The sequence below is a fragment of the Solwaraspora sp. WMMA2080 genome, from assembly GCF_027497395.1.
Lineage (GTDB): Bacteria > Actinomycetota > Actinomycetes > Mycobacteriales > Micromonosporaceae > Micromonospora_E.
This window is the reverse complement of record NZ_CP114910.1, coordinates 4838755-4860451: the sequence shown is the minus strand read 5'-3', so window position 1 is coordinate 4860451 and position 21697 is coordinate 4838755. Positions and strand designations below refer to the sequence as shown.

Sequence of the window (21697 nt, the reverse complement as noted above, 5' to 3'; positions counted from 1 at the left end):
CGCTTCGGCTCATCGGAACAGGTCCGCGTTGCGCCGCTCGGTGCTCAGATAGTCGGCGGCCGACTCGTCGACCGCAACCTTGATCTCCCGCAGCAGGGCCTGAAGATTCTGTGCCGCGCCGCGCCACCGGGCCTGCCGTTGCTCGTACGCTTGACGAGCCACACCGTCCCAGGTTGCTACAAGTGGCGCAGCCTCCCGCTCCACCTGGTGCAACTGCGACCCGAGAGTACGCAACGCCTGCCCGATGTCGGCGCTGGCCTGTTGCAGCGCCCGGAAATCCACCACCAGCTCGCCGTCGGCCAACTGGTCACCTCCTCCGTGTCATGCTCCGTGTCATGCCGCTGCGCCGCCCGCCCGGTCGCCCCCGAGCAGCAGGCCGCCGGGTCGTCTCAGAGCGGCAGCTCGATCCGTCGCCCTGCCCTGGTCACCCGGTCCGCCGCCGCGACGTCTGTCGCCTGGTACTGCGTCCCGGCGGTACGGATCGCTCCGGCCGTCTCACGCAACGCCCGGTGCAACGCCGCCTGCTCTCTGGCCCACCCGGCAGTGACCTGCTCGAAGGACCGGCCACCGGCACCACGCCAGGCGTGCTGAAGCACCTCCAAACGCTGCAGCAGACCGCGCAGCATCGCATCGAGCTCCTCGTCGACCTGGTCGAAACGGCTGGCTGCCCGCTGCATGACCGCCAACTCGGCTTGCGTCTGCGACACGCTGTGGCCCCTCTCGGTCCCGGTCCGCTGACAGCGGTGAACGTCACCTCGCCGACCGTAGCCGGGTCGACCCACCGGCGCAGCCCCACCTCGTCCGCTGTGGATAACGGCTCGATTGCGGTGGCATCGGCGACGAACCAGCCAGAGCGCAGCTGAGCCGGGACACGGTCAGCCGAGGGCGATCCGCCGGTCCAGGTCCGGACCGGCCGGCACAAGCTCGACCACGTTGGCCGGCAGCCGCGACCGCGCGGCGTCCGGGTAGCCGAGCGTCGGCAGCACCGCCGGGTCGGGAACCGGGTGGCGTAGTCCAGCGTCGGTGATCAGGCTGACCTGCGGGGTGTTCCCGCCCGGCCGTACCGCCTCGACCAGAGCGCCGCGACCGGGCGGCAACCGGACGCCGGTGGCCGGGGTGTCCGGATCCACCGCCACCCGTACTTGGGACCGGATCCCGGCGCCACCGACGCAGACGGTGCCGGTCGCCGCCGATCGTAGCGCCGGTGTCTCGGCCGGTGGTGCCTGCGGACCTTCCGGGACCAGCTCGTCGACCCGGGGCAGGCCACGGAACCGACCCTGGGTCAACCGGGTCGGGCCGGCCTGGTCGTGTGCGGTCAGCAGCAGATCGGCCTGTACCTGGGTGATCTCAGCGAGCCCGTCGCGGTACGCCACCGCGTACTGTCGCGAGCCGCTCTGGGTGATCATCACGAAGACCTCGCCGACCGTGGTGTCCGGAATCGTCCCGGACGGCTGCCCCGCACCAGGGACCGTCGGGCGGGCCAGGTCAGCCCCGACCGGCAGGGCCCGGAGCACCGCCGGCGCGACCGGCAGCGGGCGGTGCCGGGTCCAGCCGAGCGCGGCGAGCACCAGCTCCGGTTCGGCCACGGCGTGCCGGCGGCCCCGCCAGATCAGCTGTACCGCACCGTCCGGTAGCCGGGTGAGCAGCGCGTCATCGCCGAGCGGCCGACCGCCGGAGCTACCCACGCCGAGCAGCACCGACGTCCCGGGCGCAGCCGACTCACCCTGGTCGGCGACGCTGGAGCAAACCGTCCAGTCCGGACCAACCAGGTCCTCGGGGCGGGGCAGCGAGTCCGGCGCGTCGGGGATACCCAGCGGAGATCCCCGGTTGACGTCGCGTAGTGCGGCCTGCCGCACCAGCACGGTACGCGGTGGAGCCGCACCCGCGATCAGCAACGCCGAACTGTAGTTCCGCACCGGGTGCAGCCGGCCGGCGCGGTAGACGTACCGGGCCCCGGACTCCCGTTCGACAATCACCACCCGGCTGTCCCGCCAGTCAGTGGCTGCGGATCCGGTCGCTGCTCCGTACCCTGCGGCACCGCCGAGCCCGAGCACGGCGACCAGCACGCCGGCCAGCGTCGCAGGGGCTGACCGACGGGATGGTCGTACCGGATCGGCCTCCCCCGACACCAACGCGTCGACCAGCCGTCGTGCCGCATACCGGTGGGACTGCAAGTGGTGCTGCCGGGACGTCAACCACGCACCTCCGGGACCGACGGGCCGCAACCGGCGGACGACATGGCGTCACGGGCGGTTCGACCGTGAGAGAGGGTGAGGCACGATGGTATCGCCGGACGGCGATGCCGGAGCCAGCGGCGACGGCCGGCATGGCAGGATTCCCGGATGGGTTTCCTGAAAAGCCTCCTCATCCGCCTGGGTAGTACGGCGTTGGCGTTCTGGCTGGCCACCCTGATCATTCCGGGCATCACGTTACAGACCGACGCAATCGGCGAGGCCATCGTCGCGCTGCTGCTCGTGTCGGTCATCTTCGGCGTGGTGAACGCGGTGCTGCAGCCGATCATCAAAACCGTCGGGTGTGCCCTGTACCTGCTGACCCTCGGGTTGATCGCGGTGGTCGTCAACGGGCTGTTGTTCCTGTTGACCGGGTTCATCGCCGAGCAGCTCGACCTACCGTTCCAGGTCGACGGTTTCTGGCCGGCCGCCGTGCTCGGGGCGCTGCTGGTCGGAGTGGTCACCTGGCTGCTGGGTCTGGTTCTGGACCGGGACTGACCGGCCGTCCCGGCCTCGGGCAGCAACCCTGCCGTACCGGGTGGTGCGTTCGGCGACGTCCCGGAAATTCGTACGACAGCCGGTCGACCGACACCTACGGTCGGCGCATGGTGTCGATCATGCTTGCGGACGGACATGAGATCTGCGACGACCCGACCCGCGTCGACGTCGACCGGGTCCACGGCTGGCTCTCCACCGACGCGTACTGGGCGCTGGGCCGCTCCCGCGAGGTGGTCGTCCGGTCGATCGCCAACTCGCTCGTGTTCGGGGTCTACCGGGGCGACGCCGACGGGCAGGTCGGCTTCGCCCGGGTTGTCACCGACCAGGCGACCTTCGGATGGCTGTGTGACGTCTACATCGACCGCTCGGTGCGTGGCCGTGGACTCGGCCGCCAGTTGGTGGCGACGGCCCGCGACGAGCTTGCCCGGCGGGGGGTACGCCGGCTGGTGCTGGGCACGCTGGACGCGCACGGCGTCTACGCGGCGTTGGGTTTCACTCCGCTGGCCGAGCCTGACCGCTGGATGGAGCTGACGGCGGCACAGCCGCTGACCGCTGAGCCTGCCGGGCCGGCTGACCGCTGAGCCTGCCCCGGCCGGCTGACCGACGACTCAGCCGACCTGGTATGCCAGGATCGCCGCGCCGTCGGCACGGACCAGTTCGAGCCGTTCCAACTGGTCGTGGTCGAACCGGGTAGCGCCGGTGAAGACGATCTCGGCCCCGGGACTGACCGCCCACGAGCCGACCTGCTGCTTGGCCCCGTCCCGGTCGTAGGCGACCAGCTCGAAATCCATCGGTCGGCCGTCCGGGTTGGTCGGCTCCCACCAGCAGCGCATGGTGACCTCGGTGCCGTTGGTCGCCGCCTGCAGACCCACCTCGGCGTGGATCGGCACCTGCGAGGCCACCGGCTGCATCGCGAGGAGTTGGGAGCCGGGCGTGGTCTCCGGCGTACCGCCGGCCCCCACCCAGCCCACCCCGAAGCCGACCACGATCGCGAGACCGGCGGCGGCCAGCGCCGCCCCGGCGGTCTGCCAGCGGCGCATCCGCCGGCCCCGGCGGCGGGCCCGGCCCGCCGCGTCGACCAGGGTGGCCAACCGGGGCTCGGTCGACGGCGGGTCGCTGATCTGCTCGAAGCCGGCCGGATCCAGCCGGCCGAGCAGACCGGGCAGCACCGCGATGTCGGCGACGGCCTGCCGGCAGCTCGGGCAGCCGGCGAGGTGGTGCTCGTACGCCGCTCGTTCGGCGGGTGACAGGGCACCCAGGACGTACGCGCCGTCGTCGTGCGCGTAGTCACACCTCACTGGGTCACCCCCATCTCCTCCAGCACCAGCCGCAGCGAGCGCAGTGCGTAATGCGTCCGTGACTTGACGGTACCTGGCGGGACGCCGAGCCTGGCCGCCGCCTCGGAGACCGAACGCCCCCGATAGAAGCACTCGATCAACACTTCCCGGTGTGGTTGGGAGAGCCGGCCGAGGGCTTCGGCAACGGTCCACGCCTCCACGGCACGGTCCGCCTCGTCCACCGCCGGTGGTGGTTCCGGCAGTACGTCGGTGACCACCTCGCCGACCCGGACACTGCGTCGACGCCAGGCGTCGATCGCGAGGTTCCGGGCCGTGGTGAACAGCCAGGCTCGTACGGATCCCCGCTCCGGGTCCAGCGACTCGGGATGTCGCCAGGCCCGCAGCAGCGTCTCCTGGACCAGGTCCTCGGCCCGCTGCCGGTCGCCACCGGCCAGCCGCAGCGCATGGGCGAAGAGCGCGTCACCATGCTCTTCGTGCAACGCGCGCATCAGTTGTGAATCCTGGTCGGTCAAGAGGCGCCCTTCCCTTCCGCCTCATGACACGTAGCCGCTGGCCGGGCGGTTCAAGGTCCTGGAGAAACTGTTTTCAGCTGCCCGGATGCTCCGGGCCGGTCATCGCCTCGGCGACCGCCCTGGCGGCGGTGAGCAGCTTCGCGCGGACCACCCGGGCCGAGGTCATCATCTCGGCCGCCGGCAACGCGCAGGCGATCGCCACCCGCCGCTCGACGTCCTTGTCCGCGTTGACCATCACCGCGGCGCAGGCCAGGCCCTGCCGGTACTGCCCGATCTCCAGGTGCATGCCACGCCGGTCGCCGACCGCGAGATCGGCTTCGAAGCCCTCGATGGAGGTGATCGTGGCCGAGGTGAACGGCCGCATGCCGAACTCTTTGAGGTAACGGAACCGCTGTTCGGGGGTGAGGGTCGCGAGCAGCGCCTTGCCCAGCGCGGTGGCGTGCGCCCCCTCGTCGAACCCGGGCACCATGTCCTCCAGGTACGGCGAGCGCAGCCCTTCGGCCGACGCGGTCACCGCCACCTGGGCGCCGACGAAGCGGCCGAGGTAGTGGCTGTAGCCGGTCTCCGCCGCTGCGCGGCGCAGCGCCTCGCCGACCGCTGGCGGGCCGCGGAATGCGGCGACCAGTTCGCGGTAGCGGTCCGCGACCTCGAGGCCGACGATGTAGGTACCGTCCTCGCGACGGATCACGTAGCCCTCGTACGCCAGGGTGCGCACCAGGTGGTACGTGGTCGCCACGGTCAGCTCGCAGCGCCGGGCAATCTGTTTGACGGTCAGTCCGCGCGGGGCACGTCCGACCGCTTCGAGCACACGCAGTGCCCGTGAAACGCTCCGGATGAGGTCCGAAGGTTCCGCCAAGGGGTCGCGCACAACCACCTCCGCCGCCGGGGACTTACACCATATGAAAAGACAGCCGCCTGTGGAATGCCCTTTCGAATCGGGGGCACCAGGTGGCGACTATCGGTGTGGCGCCCGACACGTACGGTTCATGCTATTGGCTAGCGCAACATCATCGCAAATGGCGGTGCCGGTCGTCGCCCGTACCGCCGCCGACCGGCAGAGGTCCGCCCGTGCCGACCGGGCCGGACCAGTACCGGATCCCAGACCAGGATCACGACCGGACCCCGGCTACCCGGTTAGTTCGTCCGGTCGGCGATGAAGTCGCACAGCGACTGCATCGCCTGCCGGGCCGGGCCGGGCGGCAGCGGCGCGAGCCGGGACCGGGCGTCCTCGGCGTAGCCGCGCACCGTCTCCCGGGCCCGTTTCAGCGCCGGCGACTCACGCAGCAGAGCGAGCGCCTCGGCGTGCAGATCGTCGTCGGTGACCGGGCCGGCGGCCAGGATCTCCCGCAGTCGCCGGGAGGCGGCGTCGCCGTCGTCCGAGCCGAGCGCGTAGAGCACCGGGAGCGTGTGCACCCCCTCCCGCAGATCGGTACCGGGTGTCTTGCCCGACTGGGCGGAGTCCGAGGCGATGTCGAGCAGGTCGTCGGAGAGCTGGAACGCCACCCCGATGATCTCGCCGTACCCGGCCAGGGCCTCGACATGCTCTGGGGTCGCGCCGCCGAACATCCCGCCGAACCGTGCGGACGTCGCGATCAACGACCCGGTTTTGTCCCCGATTACCTGCAGATAGTGGTTGACCGGCTGCTCCTCGTCACGCGGGCCGACCGTCTCGGCGATCTGGCCGTGCACCAACCGGGCGAACGTGCGGGCCTGCAGCCGTACCGCCTCGATACCGAGGTCTGCGGCGAGGTCGGCGGCCCGGGCGAACAGGTAGTCCCCGACCAGGATCGCCACCGAGTTGGTCCACCGCGAGTTGGCGCTCGGTGCACCGCGACGCACCGGCGCCTCATCCATCACGTCATCGTGGTAGAGCGTCGCCAGATGGGTCAGCTCCATCACCACGGCCGCCGGCACCACCAGCCGCGCCGCCGGGTCGCCGAAGTGCGCACCGAGCGCCACCAGCAGCGGGCGGAACCGTTTGCCGCCGGCCTCGACCAGGTGGCGGGCCGCCTCGGTGACGAACGGGTCGGCGCTGAACACGCTGCCCCGCAGCTCGGCCTCGACGTCGGCCAGGATCCCGGCGATGGACGCCTGCAGCTGCGGGTCGACGATGTCGATCCCGATCGAGGTCACCGCTCCCGCGCCAGGCGCGAAGGAGCTGCCGTCAGCCGTCCTCACCACACCCCCAACCATGCCACAGCGGCGGTGGCTGCCCAGGTTGGGGGCGGGTGAGGTGGTTCATCGGACAAACTCGGCGGCGTTGCTGGTCAGGTCGAGCAGCGCGCCCGGCGCGACCCCGAGCAGCAGGGTGGCCAGTACGCCGATCATCAGTGCCGCCGAGGTCAGCGCGCCGGGGATGACCACCGTCGGGGTGGCGTCGCTCGGCTCGCTCAGCCACATCATCACCACCACCCGCAGGTACGGGAAGGCGAGGATCATGCTGGTCACCACACCGGCGATCACCAGCCAGATCTGACCGTCCCCGACCGCCGCCCCGAAGATGGCGAACTTGCTGGTGAAGCCGCTGGTCAACGGGATGCCGGCGAACGCCAGGAGGATGAAGGTGAAGATGCCGGCGAACATCGGCGAGCGCCGGCCCAGCCCCGCCCAGCGGGACAGGTGGGTGGCCTCGCCGTCGGCGTCGCGGACCAGGGTGACCACCGCGAACGCGGCGAGCACGATGAAGCCGTACGCCACCAGGTAGAACATCGTGCTGGCCAGGCCCTCGGCGGACAGCGACAGCACGCCGACCAGCAGGTAACCGGCGTTGGCCACCGACGAGTACGCCAGCAGCCGCTTGATGTCGGTCTGGGTGACCGCCAGGATCGCCCCGACCAGCATGGTCAGGATGGCGATCGTGCCGAGCACCGGGGTGAAGTCCCATGCCGCGCCGTAGAACGCCACGTGCAGCACCCGTAGCAGCGCGCCGAACGCGGCGACCTTGGTGCAGGCGGCCATGAAGCCGGTCACCGGCGTCGGTGCCCCCTGGTAGACGTCCGGGGCCCAGACGTGGAACGGGGCAGCGGTCGCCTTGAACAGCAGGCCGACCGAGATCAGCGCGATGCCGGCGAACAACAGCACCGGGCTGGACTCCGAGGTCTCCACCGCCGCCCGGATGGTGGCGAAGTCCACCCCGGGCCCGGTCGGGCTGTCCACCCCAGAGGTGAAGCCGTAGGTCAGCGCCAGCCCGAACAGGAAGAACGCCGACGAGTAGGCGCCCAGCATGAAGTACTTGAGGGCCGCCTCCTGGCTGAGCAGCCGCCGCCGGCGGGCCAGCGCGCAGAGCAGGTACAGCGGAAGCGAGAACGCCTCCAGGGCGATGAACATGGTCAGCAGGTCGTTGGCCGCGACGAACAGCAGCATGCCGGCGAGGGCGAACAACGCCAACGGGTAGACCTCGGTGGCGCCGGACCGGCCGGCCGCCTGTTTGCGGTCTTCGGCTGAGTTGACCACGATCGCCGCCTGGGCGACGAAGGCGCCGCCGGTCTCCAACGACCGCTCACCGATCAGCAGCATCGCCATCACGCCGAGCACCAGGATCGCGCCCTGCAGGAACAGCGTCGGGCCGTCGACGGCGATCGCCTCGCCGGCGGTCACCGTCCGGGTGCTGCCCTGCAGGACCACCGCGACCAGCGCGCCGACCATGCTGGCCAGGGCCAGCACCAGCTGCACCGGGTTGCGCAGTGAGCGGGGCACGAACGCCTCGACGAGTACGCCGATCATCGCCGCGCCGAACAGGATCAGCATCGGCGAGATCGCCGCGTAGTCGATCGCGGGGGATGAGAACTCGCTCACCGGGCCGCCTCCTGGATTACGCCCTCGGTCGGGGCGGGGTCGGACGTGCCGACGTCATCGAACAACGTCGCCTCGATGGCCGGGTTGATGACGTCGGTCAACGGCTTCGGGTAGAAGCCGAACAGCAGGATCAGGGCGATCAGCGGGGCCACCACGACCTTCTCCCGCAGGGTGATGTCGCGCTTCATGCCGTCGACCGTGGTCAGCGCCGGGTTCAACGTGCCCTGGGTGGTGCGCTGCACCATCCACAGCACGTACGCCGCCGCCAGAATGATGCCGAGGGTGGCGATCACCGCGACCGGCTTGTTCACCGAGAAGGTGCCGATCAGCACCAGGAACTCGGAGATGAACGGGGCGGTCCCGGGCAGCGCCAGCGACGTCAGCCCGGCGAAGAAGAACACCCCGGCGAGCACCGGGACCATCTTGCCTGCTCCGCCGAAGTCGCTGATCAGCGCGGAGCCGCGCCGGGCCACGAACATCCCGACGACCAGGAAGAGCAGGCCGGTGGCGAGCCCGTGGTTGACCATGTACAGCACCGCGCCGGTGCCGGCCTGGGTGGTGAACGCGAAAATGCCGACCCCGATGAAACCGAAGTGCGAGATCGAGGTGTACGACACCAGCCGCTTCAGGTCGTTCTGGCCGACGGCCAGCAGGGCCGCGTAGATGATGCCGATCACGGCCAGGGTCAGCGCCCACGGCGCGAACCACTGCGACGCCTCCGGGAACAGCCCCAGACAGTAACGCAGGATGCCGAACGTACCGACCTTGTCCATCACGCCGACCAGCAGCGCGGCCGAGCCGGCCGGTGCCGCACCACCGGCGTCCGGCAGCCAGGTGTGGAACGGGAAGAACGGCGCCTTGATCGCGAACGCCACGAAGAAGCCGAGGAACAGCCAGCGTTCCACGCCGGTGGACATGTCGATCTCGCTGAGCGCCTGCCAGTCGAAGGTCTGCCCGCCGACCACCCACAGCCCGATCACCGCGGCCAGCATGAACAGGCCGCCGACCAGCGAGTAGAGGAAAAACTTCACCGCCGCGTACTGCCGCTGGTGGCCGCCGTAGCTGCCGATCAGGAAGTACATCGGCACCAGCATGACCTCGAAGAACACGTAGAACAGGAAGATGTCAGCGGCGGCGAAGACGCCGATCATCGTGCCTTCGAGCAGCAGCAACAGGCCGAAGTAGACCGGCACCGACCGCTTCGACGCCTCCGCGTCGTGCCAGGAGGCGAGGATCACCAGCGGCACCAGCACGGCGATCAGCATCAGCATGACCAACGCGATGCCGTCGGCCGCGAAGGTGAAGTTGACCCCCCAGTTGGGGATCCACGGGTACGACTCACGGAACTGGAACCGGTCGCCGCCGACGGTGAAGGCGAACCACATCACCAGTGACAGCACCAGCACCGCCACCGACCAGCCGAGCGCCAGCCACTTGGCCAGCTCCCCCTGGCGGCGCGGGACGAGCGCCACCACGAGCGCGCCGGCCAGCGGCGCCACGGTCAGCACCGAGAGGAACGGAAAGTCGTTCACGCCAGCCATCCCATCTGCAGGGCGAGGAACGCCGCGACCACCACGAAGGCACCGGCGAGCACGGACATCGCGTACGAACGCACGAAGCCGGTCTGCAGCCGCCGAAGCCGCCCGGAGCTGCCACCGATCGCGGCAGCCAGCCCGTTGACCAGGCCGTCGACTCCCCGGTTGTCGAGGAAGACCAGCGCCCGGGTGAGGAAGACGCCCGGCTTTTCGAAGACCGCCCGGTTGACCGCGTCGGTGTAGAGGTTGTGCCGGGCCGCGGTGACCAGCACCCCGGCCGGCTGCTCCTGTTCGGCGGTGCCGTTGCGGAACAGCAGCCAGCCGAGCAGCGCACCGAGCACGGTGATCACCAGCGCCAGGATGGTGACCGTGCCGTGTGACAGCACCGCTTCGTGGTGGCCCTCCTCGGTGCCCAGCACCGGGGTCAGCCACTCGGGCACCGAGGTGGACATCAGCCAGCCGGCGGCGACCGAGCCGACCGCCAGCAGGACCAGCGGCACCCACATCAGCGCCGGCGACTCGTGCGGGTGGTCGATGTCGTCGGTCCACCGCTTCGGGCCATGGAAGGTGAGAATGAACAGCCGCGTCATGTAGAAGGCGGTCAGCCCGGCACCGAGCAGGGCGGCGCCGCCGAACAGCCAGGCGGTCCAGTCCTCCCGCTCGAAGGCGGCCGCGATGATCGGCTCCTTGGAGAAGTAGCCGGACAGCGGCCAGATGCCGATGATCGCCAGCCAGGCCAGCCCGAAGGTCGCCCAGGTGATCTTCATGTGCCGCCACAGGCCGCCGAACCGCCGGATGTCGGTCTGGTCCTTCATCCCGTGCATCACCGAGCCGGCGCCGAGGAACAGCCCGGCCTTGAAGAATCCGTGCGCCAGCAGGTGCACGATCGCCAGCGCGTACGCGCCGCCGCCGAGCCCGACGCCGAGGAACATGTAGCCGATCTGGGAGACCGTCGACCAGGCCAGCACCCGTTTGATGTCGTCCTTGGCGCAGCCGATGACCGCGCCGATCAGCAGGGTGAGCGCGCCGACGCTGACCACCACGGTCTGCAGCGTCGGGTTGGCCGAGAAGATCGGGTTGGACCGGGCGATCAGGTAGACGCCGGCGGTGACCATCGTGGCGGCGTGGATCAGCGCCGACACCGGGGTCGGGCCCTCCATCGCGTCCGGCAACCACGCCTGCAGCGGGAACTGGCCGGACTTGCCGGTGGCGCCGAGCAGCAGCAACAGGCCCATCGCCAGGATGGTGCCGGACGCCAACGCGCCGGCACCGGTGAACACCGCCTCGAACTGGGTGGTCCCGAGCGTGGCGAACATCAGGAAGATCGCCAGCACCAGGCCGGCGTCGCCGACCCGGTTCATCAGGAACGCCTTCTTACCGGCGGTCGCCGCGGCCGGCAGGTGGTACCAGAACGAGATCAGCAGGTACGACGCCAGACCGACGCCCTCCCAGCCGAGGAAGAGCATCACGTAGTTGTTGCCCAGTACCAGCACCAGCATCGCGGCGACGAACAGGTTGAAGTACGCGAAGAAGCGCCGTCGTCCGGCGTCGTGCGACATGTACTCGACCGCGTACACGTGGATCAGGAAACCCACGCCGGTGATCAGCAGCACGAAGACCGCCGACAGCGGGTCGAACAGCAGCCCGAAGTCCACCGACAGGCCACCGACCTCGATGAACTCCCACAGGCTCAGCTCGACCGCCCGGTTGTCCAGGCCGCGTAGCTGGAAGAAGTAGGTCAGGCCGAGGACGAAGGCCGCTCCGACGGCGACCACCCCGAGCCAGTGTCCCCACTTGTCGGCGCGCTTGCCGAGCAGCAGCAGGATCGCCGCACTGGCCAGCGGGATGGCCACCAGCAGCCACACGCTACTCAGCAGCCCCGTGGCCTGGGCGTACTCCACAGTCGATTCCACGCGTGGGCCCCTTTAGTACTTCAGCAGGTTGGCGTCGTCGACGCTCGCCGAGCGTCGAGTCCGGAAGATGGTCATGATGATGGCGAGCCCCACGACCACCTCGGCTGCCGCCACGACCATCACGAAGAAGGCGATGATCTGGCCGTTGAGGTCACCGTTGATCCGGCTGAACGTGACCAGCGCCAGGTTCGCGGAGTTGAGCATCAGCTCGATGCACATGAACAGCACGATCGCGTTACGGCGGACCAGCACGCCGACCGCGCCGATGGTGAACAGCACCGCCGACAGGATCAGGTAGTTGTCCGGAGTCATTTGTCAGTCCCCTTCGGGGCGGCCTCGCTGGGCGAGAGTTCGCGCGTCGGCAGGATCGCCGGGATGCTCCGGTCGGTGAGCGTGCCGTCCGGCAGCCGGCCGGGGGTGGCCACCGAGGTGGAGGTGGCGTAGACACCCGGACCCGGCTTCGGGCCGGGGTAGTTGCCGGGGGCGAACCGGGCCCGCATCATTTCCGGCTGGCCGCGCCGCTGCTCCTTGCGCTTCTCGATGTGCGCCAGGATCAACGCGCCGATCGCAGCGGTGGTCAGCAGGGCGGCGGTCACCTCGAACGCGACCAGGTAGCGGCCGAACAGCAGGGCGGCGATGCCCTGCACGTTGCCGTCCGCGTTGGCCTGCTCCAGGCCGACCGCCTGCACCCCGCCGAGGCCCCGGTACAGCCCGGTGCCGACCAGCGCGGCGAAGCCGACGCCGAGGGCGACCGCGGCGATCCGCTGTCCGCGCAGCGTCTCGATCAACGAGTCGGAGGCGTCCCGGCCGACCAGCATCAGCACGAACAGGAAGAGCATCATGATCGCGCCGGTGTAGACGATGATCTGCACCAGGCCGATGAACGGCCCGCCCTGCACGACGTAGAACACGCCGAGGCAGAGCATGGTCAGCACCAGCCAGAGCGCGGAGTGCACCGCGTTGCGGGCCCACACCATGCCGATCGCGCCGAGCAGCGCGAGCGGAGCCAGGATCCAGAAGGTCACCGCCTCCCCGGTGGAGACCTCCGCTGCGAGCTCGGTCATGACTTGCCCTCTCCCGTCGTCCCCGAGCCGTCCTGGGTGCCCTGCTCCGACCAGGGCGCCCGTTCGGCACCCGCCGAGGTGCCCGGGTTGGTCAGCGCGCCGACGTAGTAGTCCTTCTCGCTGTCGCCCAACCTCATCGGGTGCGGCGGCTGCTCCATCCCCGGCAGCAGCGGCGCCAGCAGCTGCTCCTTGGTGAAGATCAGGTCCTGCCGGGAGTCGCGGGCCAACTCGTACTCGTTACTCATGGTCAACGACCGGGTCGGGCAGGCCTCGATGCACAGCCCGCAGAAGATGCACCGCGCGTAGTTGATCTGGTACGTGCTGGCGTACCGCTCACCCGGGGAGAACCGCTGCTCCTCGGTGTTGTCGCCGCCCTCGACGTAGATCGCGTCGGCCGGGCAGGCCCAGGCGCACAGCTCACAGCCGATGCATTTTTCCAGCCCGTCCGGGTGCCGGTTGAGGATGTGCCGGCCGTGGTAGCGCGGCGCGGACACCGGCGGCTTGAACGGGTAGTCGGTGGTGACCACCTTGCGGAACATGTGGGAGAAGGTGACCCCGAAGCCCTTGAACGTTCCCGTGATCGCGCCCACGTCACACCTCCTTGTCGTCGGTGGCGGGACCGACCTGGGCCGGTTCCCGTTCGGCTACCGCCCGCTTGGCCCGCGGGCTGGGCGGGACCTGCAGGTCCATCGGGGGCAGCGGGAAGCTGCCCGGTGGCCGGGAGTCGACCTGCTCCTGCAGGGTCGGCGCCGGCCGCTCCTTGCGCGTCGGCCAGAAGATCACCACGGCGAGCAGGATGGCGACCGGGATACCGATCGCGATCAGCCGGTCGTTGCGCTCCCAGCCGCTGGTCACCCGGATTCCGCCGAGGGCCAGAATCCAGGCCAGGTTGATCGGCAGCAGCACCTTCCAGCCGAACCGCATGAACTGGTCGTAGCGCAGCCGGGGCAGGGTGCCGCGGAGCCAGACGAAAACGAAGATCAGCGCGATGACCTTGCCCATGAACCAGAGCATCGGCCACCAGCCGCTGTTCGCCCCGTCCCAGATGCTGATCGGCCAGGGGGCCCGCCAGCCGCCGAGGAACAGTGTCACCGTCACCGCCGACATGGTCACCATGGCGACGTACTCGGAGAGCATGAACAGCGCGAACTTCAGCGAGCTGTACTCGGTCATGTACCCGGCGACCAGCTCGGACTCCGCCTCGGGCAGATCGAACGGCGCCCGGTTGGTCTCCGCCACCGCAGCGATGAAGAAGATGATGAAGCTGGGCAGCAGCAGGATCGCGTACCAGCCCGGGGCGTACAGGTCGAACCCGCCGATCGAGGTGAACAGGTCACCGCCGGACTGGGCGGCGACGATCCCGCTGGTCGACATGGTGCCGGCGGTCATGAAGACGCCGACCACCGACAACCCGAGCGCGATCTCGTACGAGATCACCTGCGCCGTCGAGCGCAGACCACCGAGCAGCGGGTACGTCGACCCGGACGCCCAGCCGCCGAGCACCAGCCCGTACACGCCCATCGACGAGCAGGCCAGCAGCACCAGCACCGCCACCGGCACGTCGGTGACCTGCAGCGGGGTCCGGGTGCCGAAGATGCTCACCATCGGGCCGAACGGGATCACCGACAGCGCGGTGACCGCGCAGATCACCGAGATGGTCGGGGCGAAGAAGTAGACCACCTTGTCCGACGCCTTGGGGAGGATGTCCTCCTTGAAGGCCATCTTCAGCCCGTCGGCCAGGGTCTGCAGCAGGCCGAACGGGCCGGCCTGGTTGGGGCCGGGACGGACCTGCATCCGGCCGACCACCCGCCGCTCGAACCAGACCCCGAGCAGGGTGCCCAGCAGCCCGAACACGAAGGCGAAGACCACCTTGATCAGGATCAGCCACCAGGGGTCCAGCCCGAAGTCGGACAGCGTCGGTTCCTGTGCCAGTGGGTTCACCGCAGACCCCCTAGGTTCGGGTTCGTCGCGCCGTTGTGGCTGACCCGGACCACTGATCCGGAGACCGCGCCGAGGCTGCGGCGCACCGTCGAGCCGGGCGAGTTCGTAGGTAGCCAGACCACCCCGTCGGGCAGCAGGTCGGTGACCGCCGCCGGCAGGGTGACCGCGCCCCGGTCGGTGCCGACGGTGACCGGATCCCCGTCGGCCACCCCGAGCGCCCCGGCCAGCGACTTGGCCAGCCGGACCACCGGCGGCCGCGCGGTGCCGCCCAGGTAGGGGTCGCCGTCGGTGAGGCTGCCGAGGTCGATCAGGTGGTGCCAGGTGGCCAGCACCGCCTCGCCGGCACCCGGGCTGGCCGGTGCCGTCGGGTCAACCAGCGGGAGCCCGGGACGCTGCGCCTTGGTGGCCGGCAGCGCGCCCAGCTCCCGGCGGATCAGGTTGACCTCGCCGGTGCCGAGTGCCACACCGAGCTGAGCGGCGAGCGCATCGAGCACCCGGGAGTCGGCCATGGCGGTGGTGGTCAGCACCGCTTCGAAGGTGCGCAGCCGGCCCTCCCAGTCGAGGTAGCTGCCGGCCTTCTCCACCGCCGGTGCCACCGGCAGGACCACGTCCGCGCGGCGGGTCACCGCGCTGTGCCGGATCTCCAGGCTGACCAGGAACGGCACCGCGTCGAGGGCCTGCTCGGCGAGCCGCGGGTCGGCCAGGTCGGCCGGGTCGACCCCGGCGACGACCAGCGCGCCGATCTTGCCGGCGGCGGTCGCCGCGACGATCGCGTCGACGTCGCGGCCCGGCTCGGACGGGATGGTCCCGGCACCGATGTCCCAGGCCCCGGTCAGCTCCGCCCGGGCCGCCGCGTCGGCGACCGGACGACCGCCGGGCAGCAGGTTCGGCAGGCAGCCGGCGTCGACCGCGCCCCGGTCACCGGCCCGACGCGGCACCCAGGCCAGCTTCGCGCCGGCCCGCTCGGCGACCGCGCCGGCGGCCGACAACCCACCGGGTACGGTGGCCAGCCGCTCGCCGACGAACAGGATCGCGCCGGACCGACCGAGCGCCTCGGTGACCGCGCGGTCCTCGGTGAGCAGCCGCGCCTCGTCGCCGGGCACGGTCGGCACCAACGTGGCGCCCAGCTTCTCCAGGCCGCGGCTCAGATACGGGGCCAGGGCGATCACCCGCAGCCCTTTCTTGCTGTACGCCTTGCGCAGCCGCAGGAAGAGGATCGGGCACTCCTCCTCCGGCTCCAGCCCGGCGACCACCACCACCGGGGCCCGCTCGACGTCGGCGTAGGTGACGTCGGAGGCGCCGGCCACCCGGGCGGCCAGGAAGTCGGCCTCCTCGGTGGAGCCGGCGGCACCGGTGACCGGCCGGGCCCGGAAGTCGATGTCGTTGGTGCGCAGCGCCACCCGGGCGAACTTGGCGTACGCGTACGCGTCCTCGACGGTGAGCCGACCGCCGGTGAGCACCCCGACGCCGTACGCCCCGTCGCGGGCGTTGCGCAGCCCGTCGGCGGCGACCGCCAGGGCCTCGCTCCAGGACGCCTCCCGCAGCTCACCGGTGTCGGCGTCGCGGACCAGCGGGGTGGTGAGCCGGTCGGTGGCGGTGGCGTAGCGGAACCCCCACCGGCCCTTGTCGCAGTTCCACTCCTCGTTGACCGCCGGGTCGTCGCCGGCCAGCCGACGCATCACCTTGCCGCGCCGGTGGTCGGTTCGCTGCGCGCAACCGGCCGAGCAGTGCTCACAGACGCTCGGCGAGGAGACCAGGTCGAACGGGCGGGCCCGGAACCGGTACTGGGCACCGGTGAGCGCGCCGACCGGGCAGATCTGCACCGTGTTGCCGGAAAAGTAGGAGTTGAACGGCACGTCACCGTCGCCCTCACCGTCCGGCGCCGGCACGGCGCCGAACGCCTCGTCCCGGTAGACGTTGATCTGCTCGCCGGAGGAGCGGTCCATCAGGTCGATGAAGGCGTCGCCGGCAATCTCCTCGGAGAACCGGGTGCAGCGCTGGCAGAGCACGCAGCGCTCCCGGTCCAGCAGCACCTGGGTGGAGATCTCGACGGGCTTCGGGTACTCCCGCTTGTGCTCGTGGAACCGGGAGTCCGGCCGGCCGGTGGACATCGCCTGGTTCTGCAGCGGACACTCGCCGCCCTTGTCGCACATCGGGCAGTCGAGCGGGTGGTTGACCAGCAGCAGCTCCATGATCCCCTGCTGGGCCTTCTTGGCCACCTCGGAGGTGAGCTGGGTGCGGACCACCATGCCGTCGGCGACCGTCTGGGTGCAGGAGGCGACGGGTTTGCGCTGCCCCTCCACGTCGACCAGACACTGCCGGCAGGCGCCGGCCGGGGCGAGTAGCGGGTGGTCGCAGAACCGGGGGATCTCGATGCCCAGCTTCTCGGCGACCCGGATCAGCAGGGCGCCCTTGGGCGCGGTGACCTCGACGCCGTCGATGGTCAACGTCACCGTCTCGGTGGCTTTCGCTACGTCACTCATCAGTGGGCCCCCACCAGAGTCTTCTCCGACAGCTTCGGTGCCGTGCGGCCCTCGATGTAGTCGAGGTAGTCCTGCTTGAAGTACTTCAGCGAGGAGGTCACCGAGCTGGTCGCGCCGTCGCCGAGGCCACAGAACGAGCGGCCGAGGATGTTGTCGCAGGTGTCGAGCAGGGTGTCCAGGTCCTCGTGGGTGCCCTGGCCGGCCAGGATCCGCCGGAAGACCCGCACCATCCAGTAGTTGCCCTCCCGGCACGGGGTGCACTTGCCGCACGACTCGTGGTGGTAGAACTCCAGCCACCGGTAGGTGGCGTACACCGGGCAGTCCTGGTCGGAGAAGATCTGGGTGGCGGTGGTGCCGAGGATCGAGCCGGCGCCGGCCACCCCTTCGAAGTCCAGTGGTACGTCCAGGTGCTCGGCGGTGAGCAGCGGGGTCGACGAACCGCCCGGCGTCCAGAACCGCAGCTCGTGACCGGGCTGCATGCCGCCGGCCAGCTCGATCAGCTCGCGCAGGGTGATGCCCATCGAGCACTCGTACTGCCCCGGGTTGGCGATCCGGCCGGAGAGCGAGTAGATCATCGGGCCGGACGACTTCTCCGTACCCATGCTCTTCCACCAGGCGGCGCCGCCGAGCACGATGTACGGCACGCTGGAGATGGTGCCGACGTTGTTGACCACCGTCGGGCAGGCGTACAGGCCGTGGGTGGCCGGGAACGGCGGACGCAGCCGGGGCTGGCCACGGAACCCTTCGAGGGAGTCCAGCAGCGCCGTCTCCTCGCCGCAGATGTAGGCACCCGCGCCGCTGTGCACCACCAGGTCCAGATCGAACCCGGAGCCGAGGATGTCCGTGCCGAGGTAGCCGGCCCGGTACGCCTCGTCGACCGCGTTGCGCAGCCGCCGGGCGGCGTGCACCGCCTCACCGCGGATGTAGATGTAGGCGCGGCTGGCCCGGATCGCGTACGAGGCGATGATGACGCCTTCGACCAGCGAGTGCGGGTCGTACATCATCAGCGGCAGGTCCTTGCAGGTGCCCGGCTCGCCCTCGTCGGCGTTGACCACCAGGTAGTGCGGCTTGCCGTCGCCCTGCGGAATGAACCCCCACTTGAGGCCGGTGGGGAAGCCGGCACCGCCCCGACCACGCAGCCCGGAGTCCTTGATCAGCTTGATCAGGTCGTCCGGGTGCACCGGGTCGGCGCCGCGACCCCGGCCGTCCGGCGTACCGGTCAGCACCTTGCGCAGCGCGGCGTAGCCGTCGAGCTGCTGGTAGACGTCGATCTTCCAGGCGTCCGGTGACAGCCAACGCTTGGTCAGCACCGGGGTCAGCTTCTGCAGAGTTTCCTGTCGCGGCTGGGTCATCGGGTGCCCTCCTCGCTGCGCGCGTCCCGCAGCGACCCGCGCTGTGGCTGCGAGTTGTCGCCGGCCGGTTTGGCGTCACCGGCGGGCGGGTTGGCGGCGGCGCCGGCCGACTCGGCGGCCTCGGCGTCGCTGTCCGGCTCGGCCCGGTCGGTCGGCACGGTGGTGCCGGGGGCGTCCGGGGCCGGGGTCTTCGCGTCCGGGGCGCGGGTCTCGGCGGCCCGGATCTCCGGCGACTTGGCCTGCGGTGCCTTGACGTCCGGCGCGGTGCTGCCGGTCGCCGCCGGCGCCGGCCGGCTGGGTGCCGGGGCGGGGGTGTCGCCGCTGATCGGCGTGTTCGGGTCGAAGCCGGCGACCGAGACGCCGTGCTGCTGGGCCAGCCGCAGGCCGCGCAGCGTGGCATCGCCGGCCGGACCGTCGGCGACCGCGCCCTCGCGGGTGTCGGAGAAGCCGGCCAGCTGCAGCGACATCTCCTTCAGCGTGCACAGCCGGGCACCCCGGGTGGGTGCCGGGCGGCCGCCGGACTGCAGCTCGGCGACCACGCCGAGCGCGATGTCCGGGTCGACCTTGTCGAAGAAGTCGTAGTTGACGGTCATCACCGGGCCGTAGTCGCAGGCGGCCAGGCACTCGGCGTGCTCCAGGGTGATGGTGCCGTCGGCGGTGGTCTCCTCGTGGCCGACGCCGAGGTGCTCGCTGAGCGCGTCGTAGACCCGCTGGCCGCCGAGTACGTCGCACATGGTGTTGGTGCAGACGCTGACCAGCCAGTCGCCGGTGGGCCGGCGCTTGTACATGGTGTAGAAGGTGGCGACCGCGCTGACCTGGGCCTTGTTGATGCCCAGCTGTTCGGCGCAGAACTCGACGCCGGCCGGCGAGACGTAGCCCTCCTCGGACTGCACCAGGTGCAGCAGCGGCAGCAGTGCCGACCGGGAGCGGTCCGCCGGGTAGCGGGCGATGATTTCCCGGGCCCGGTCGTGCGTTTCCTGACTGAAGCCCATCAGCGGTCACACCCACCCATCACGGGGTCCAACGAGGCGCCCCCGGCGATCACGTCGGCGAGCAGCCCGCCCTCGGCCATGGCCGGGATCGCCTGGAGGTTCACGAAGCTCGGTTCGCGGTAGTGCACCCGGTACGGTCTGGTCCCGCCGTCGGAGACGGCGTGCACGCCCAACTCGCCGCGGGGGGACTCGATGCCGACGTACACCTGGCCGGGCGGCACCCGGAAGCCCTCGGTCACCAGCTTGAAGTGGTGGATCAGCGACTCCATCGACTGACCCATGATCTTGGCGACGTGCTCCAGCGAGTTGCCCATGCCGTCCACGCCGATGGCCAGCTGCGCCGGCCAGGCGATCTTCTTGTCGGCGACCATGATCGGACCGGGCTTCAACCGGTCCAACGCCTGCTCGATAATCTTGAGCGACTCGCGCATCTCGGCCATCCGGACCAGGTAGCGGCCCCAGACGTCGGCGGTCGGCGTGGTCGGCACGTCGAACTCGTAGTCCTCGTAACCGCAGTACGGCATGGTCTTGCGCAGGTCCCAGGCCAGGCCGGCGGAGCGCAGCACCGGGCCGGTGACGCCCAGCGAGAGGCAACCGGTGACGTCGAGCACCCCGACGTTCTGCGTCCGCTCCAGCCAGATCGGCTGCCCGGAGAGCAGGTCCTCGTACTCCTTGAGCCGCTTCGGCATCACCTTGAGGAACTCACGGATCTTGGTGATCGCCTCGTCCGGCACGTCCTGGGCGACCCCGCCGGGCCGCACGTAGGCCATGTTCATCCGCAGCCCGGAGACCAGTTCGAAGATCTCCAGGATGTACTCGCGCTCCCGGAAGCAGTACAGCATGATCGAGATCGCGCCGAGCTCCAGGCCGGTGGTGCCCAGCCAGATCAGGTGCGAGGAGATCCGGTTGAGCTCCATCATCAGCACCCGGATGGTGTTCGCCCGCTCGGTGATGTCGTCGGTGATCCCGAGCAGCTTCTCCACCGCCAGGCTGTACGCCGTCTCGTTGAAGATCGGCGCCAGGTAGTCCATCCGGGTGACGAACGTGGTGCCCTGCACCCAGTTGCGGTACTCGAGGTTCTTCTCGATCCCGGTGTGCAGGTAGCCGACGACCGTCCGGGCCTCCCGGACGGTCTCCCCCTCCAGCTCCAGCACCAGCCGCAGCACCCCGTGGGTGGACGGGTGCTGCGGGCCCATGTTGACGATGATCCGCTCGTCGGTGAGCGGGTCCGTACCGCCGACCACGGTGTCCCAGTCGCCACCGGTGACGGTGAAGACCTTGCCCTCGTCGGTCTCGCGTTCGGTTGCGTATCCGGCCGTCATTGGTAGCTCCTCCGCTTGTCCGGCGGTGGGATCTCGGCGCCCTTGTACTCCACCGGGACGCCGCCCAGCGGGTAGTCCTTGCGCTGTGGGTGGCCCTCCCAGTCGTCCGGCATCAGGATCCGGGTCAGCGCCGGGTGGCCGTCGAAGACGACGCCGAACATGTCGTACGTCTCCCGTTCCTGCCAGTCGGCGGTCGGGTAGACGGCGGTGACGCTCGGCAGGTGCGGATCCTCGGCGGTGACCGCCGCCTCCAGCCGGACCCGACGCCGGTAGGTCATCGAGGTCAGCTGGTAGACGACGTGCAGCCGACGCTCGTCGGCACCCAGGTAGTCCGCCCCGGACACCGAGGAGCAGAGCTCGAAGCGCAGCGCCTCGTCGTCGCGCATCACCCGGCAGACCTCGGCGATCCGCTCCGGCTTGATGTGCAGGGTCAGCTCACCCCGGTCGACCACGACCTTCTCGATCGCGTCGGCGAAGGCCGGGTACGCCTCCTCAAGGGCGTCGCACACCTCGTCGAAGTAGCCGCCGTACGGCCGCTCGGTGCCGGCCACGCTGGCCCGGCGGCGGACCAGGCCGCCGAAGCCGGACGTGTCGCCGGAGCCCTGGATGCCGAACATGCCGCGGCCGGCTCCACTGGCCGGCGGGAACTCGGCCGGCGCGCCGCTGGTAGCCCCGACCGGCGGGGCGGCGGCGGGTACCCCGCCACCCGGCTGCTCACTGGGCGCGTTGGTCGGCCCGGTCACTGGATCGTCCTTTCGCTG

At 70.4% G+C, this 21697-nt stretch carries 20 protein-coding genes and 1 pseudogene; 2 read left to right on the top strand and 19 right to left on the bottom strand.

The features are described from left to right. Positions 1-9: 9 nt before the first annotated feature. From O7543_RS22125 to eccB, 3 genes are all read right to left on the bottom strand, one after another. Complete coding sequence (locus O7543_RS22125; protein WP_281552085.1) at positions 10-303, bottom strand: WXG100 family type VII secretion target; 294 nt, start codon at positions 301-303, stop codon at positions 10-12. An 86-nt stretch (positions 304-389) separates the two neighbouring features. Next, on the bottom strand, positions 390-707 hold the full coding sequence (locus O7543_RS22120; protein ID WP_123605183.1) for a WXG100 family type VII secretion target: 318 nt from the start codon (positions 705-707) through the stop codon (positions 390-392). 168 nt (positions 708-875) lie between these two features. After that, positions 876-2195 carry a type VII secretion protein EccB gene (gene eccB / locus O7543_RS22115; protein ID WP_281552086.1) on the bottom strand — a complete coding sequence of 440 codons (1320 nt, stop codon included), beginning with the start codon at positions 2193-2195 and terminating at the stop codon, positions 876-878. 147 nt (positions 2196-2342) lie between these two features. On the opposite strand from eccB, the gene O7543_RS22110 reads away from it, so the two are divergent. Together O7543_RS22110 and O7543_RS22105 are read left to right on the top strand one after the other, a co-directional pair. After that, the gene (locus tag O7543_RS22110; RefSeq protein ID WP_281552087.1) at positions 2343-2729 is read left to right on the top strand and encodes a phage holin family protein; all 387 of its coding nucleotides are present in this window, start codon (positions 2343-2345) and stop codon (positions 2727-2729) included. 107 nt (positions 2730-2836) lie between these two features. Beyond that, positions 2837-3310 carry a GNAT family N-acetyltransferase gene (locus O7543_RS22105; protein WP_281567198.1) on the top strand — a complete coding sequence of 158 codons (474 nt, stop codon included), beginning with the start codon at positions 2837-2839 and terminating at the stop codon, positions 3308-3310. Positions 3311-3337: 27 nt separating this feature from the next. Here O7543_RS22105 and O7543_RS22100 read toward each other — a convergent pair whose 3' ends face one another. The 16 genes and pseudogenes from O7543_RS22100 to O7543_RS22025 form a co-directional block, all read right to left on the bottom strand. After that, a complete protein-coding gene (locus O7543_RS22100) occupies positions 3338-4027 on the bottom strand; it encodes a zf-HC2 domain-containing protein (protein WP_281552089.1) in 690 nt (229 codons plus the stop codon). Next, a complete protein-coding gene (locus tag O7543_RS22095; protein ID WP_281555747.1) occupies positions 4024-4518 on the bottom strand; it encodes a sigma-70 family RNA polymerase sigma factor in 495 nt (164 codons plus the stop codon). Before O7543_RS22095 ends, O7543_RS22100 begins: the two co-directional genes overlap by 4 nt. A gap of 94 nt (positions 4519-4612) precedes the next feature. Continuing rightward, positions 4613-5407 carry an IclR family transcriptional regulator C-terminal domain-containing protein gene (locus O7543_RS22090; RefSeq protein WP_281552090.1) on the bottom strand — a complete coding sequence of 265 codons (795 nt, stop codon included), beginning with the start codon at positions 5405-5407 and terminating at the stop codon, positions 4613-4615. Between the two features lie 266 nt (positions 5408-5673). Next, positions 5674-6732 carry a polyprenyl synthetase family protein gene (locus tag O7543_RS22085; protein WP_281552091.1) on the bottom strand — a complete coding sequence of 353 codons (1059 nt, stop codon included), beginning with the start codon at positions 6730-6732 and terminating at the stop codon, positions 5674-5676. A gap of 45 nt (positions 6733-6777) precedes the next feature. After that, complete coding sequence (gene nuoN / locus O7543_RS22080; protein WP_281552092.1) at positions 6778-8334, bottom strand: NADH-quinone oxidoreductase subunit NuoN; 1557 nt, start codon at positions 8332-8334, stop codon at positions 6778-6780. Beyond that, positions 8331-9866: an NADH-quinone oxidoreductase subunit M gene (locus O7543_RS22075; RefSeq protein WP_281552093.1), complete on the bottom strand. Its 1536-nt coding sequence runs from the start codon at positions 9864-9866 to the stop codon at positions 8331-8333. Before O7543_RS22075 ends, nuoN begins: the two co-directional genes overlap by 4 nt. Further along, positions 9863-11782 carry an NADH-quinone oxidoreductase subunit L gene (gene nuoL, locus O7543_RS22070; protein WP_281552094.1) on the bottom strand — a complete coding sequence of 640 codons (1920 nt, stop codon included), beginning with the start codon at positions 11780-11782 and terminating at the stop codon, positions 9863-9865. Before nuoL ends, O7543_RS22075 begins: the two co-directional genes overlap by 4 nt. 12 nt (positions 11783-11794) lie before the next feature. Further along, positions 11795-12094 carry an NADH-quinone oxidoreductase subunit NuoK gene (nuoK, locus tag O7543_RS22065; RefSeq protein ID WP_123607128.1) on the bottom strand — a complete coding sequence of 100 codons (300 nt, stop codon included), beginning with the start codon at positions 12092-12094 and terminating at the stop codon, positions 11795-11797. Then, entirely contained in the window at positions 12091-12846 is a 756-nt protein-coding gene (locus tag O7543_RS22060) for an NADH-quinone oxidoreductase subunit J (protein WP_278173315.1), read from the bottom strand. Before O7543_RS22060 ends, nuoK begins: the two co-directional genes overlap by 4 nt. Further along, on the bottom strand, positions 12843-13436 hold the full coding sequence (nuoI, locus tag O7543_RS22055) for an NADH-quinone oxidoreductase subunit NuoI (protein WP_348650034.1): 594 nt from the start codon (positions 13434-13436) through the stop codon (positions 12843-12845). Before nuoI ends, O7543_RS22060 begins: the two co-directional genes overlap by 4 nt. A 1-nt stretch (position 13437) precedes the next feature. After that, complete coding sequence (nuoH, locus tag O7543_RS22050) at positions 13438-14778, bottom strand: NADH-quinone oxidoreductase subunit NuoH (RefSeq protein ID WP_348650143.1); 1341 nt, start codon at positions 14776-14778, stop codon at positions 13438-13440. Beyond that, positions 14752-17270, bottom strand: a pseudogene (locus O7543_RS22045) (NADH-quinone oxidoreductase subunit G); the annotation flags it as partial. The pseudogene O7543_RS22045 and the gene nuoH, both read right to left, overlap by 27 nt. After that, on the bottom strand, positions 17270-18622 hold the full coding sequence (nuoF, locus tag O7543_RS22040; protein ID WP_281552098.1) for an NADH-quinone oxidoreductase subunit NuoF: 1353 nt from the start codon (positions 18620-18622) through the stop codon (positions 17270-17272). The pseudogene O7543_RS22045 and the gene nuoF, both read right to left, overlap by 1 nt. Further along, complete coding sequence (nuoE, locus tag O7543_RS22035; RefSeq protein ID WP_281555748.1) at positions 18619-19617, bottom strand: NADH-quinone oxidoreductase subunit NuoE; 999 nt, start codon at positions 19615-19617, stop codon at positions 18619-18621. The genes nuoF and nuoE overlap by 4 nt, the downstream gene beginning before the upstream one ends. After that, on the bottom strand, positions 19614-20936 hold the full coding sequence (locus O7543_RS22030; protein ID WP_281552099.1) for an NADH-quinone oxidoreductase subunit D: 1323 nt from the start codon (positions 20934-20936) through the stop codon (positions 19614-19616). Before O7543_RS22030 ends, nuoE begins: the two co-directional genes overlap by 4 nt. After that, positions 20933-21679, bottom strand: a complete 747-nt coding sequence (locus tag O7543_RS22025; protein ID WP_281552100.1) for an NADH-quinone oxidoreductase subunit C — start codon at positions 21677-21679, stop codon at positions 20933-20935. The genes O7543_RS22030 and O7543_RS22025 overlap by 4 nt, the downstream gene beginning before the upstream one ends. Positions 21680-21697: the final 18 nt, after the last annotated feature.

Coding starts and splice junctions, on each gene's coding strand:
- O7543_RS22105 (WP_281567198.1), top strand. CDS start 2,837: ATGGTGTCGATCATGCTTGCGGACGGACATGAGATCTGCGACGACCCG.
- nuoF (WP_281552098.1), bottom strand. CDS start 18,622: ATGACCCAGCCGCGACAGGAAACTCTGCAGAAGCTGACCCCGGTGCTG.
- O7543_RS22085 (WP_281552091.1), bottom strand. CDS start 6,732: ATGGTTGGGGGTGTGGTGAGGACGGCTGACGGCAGCTCCTTCGCGCCT.
- O7543_RS22060 (WP_278173315.1), bottom strand. CDS start 12,846: ATGACCGAGCTCGCAGCGGAGGTCTCCACCGGGGAGGCGGTGACCTTC.
- O7543_RS22110 (WP_281552087.1), top strand. CDS start 2,343: ATGGGTTTCCTGAAAAGCCTCCTCATCCGCCTGGGTAGTACGGCGTTG.
- nuoK (WP_123607128.1), bottom strand. CDS start 12,094: ATGACTCCGGACAACTACCTGATCCTGTCGGCGGTGCTGTTCACCATC.
- O7543_RS22030 (WP_281552099.1), bottom strand. CDS start 20,936: ATGACGGCCGGATACGCAACCGAACGCGAGACCGACGAGGGCAAGGTC.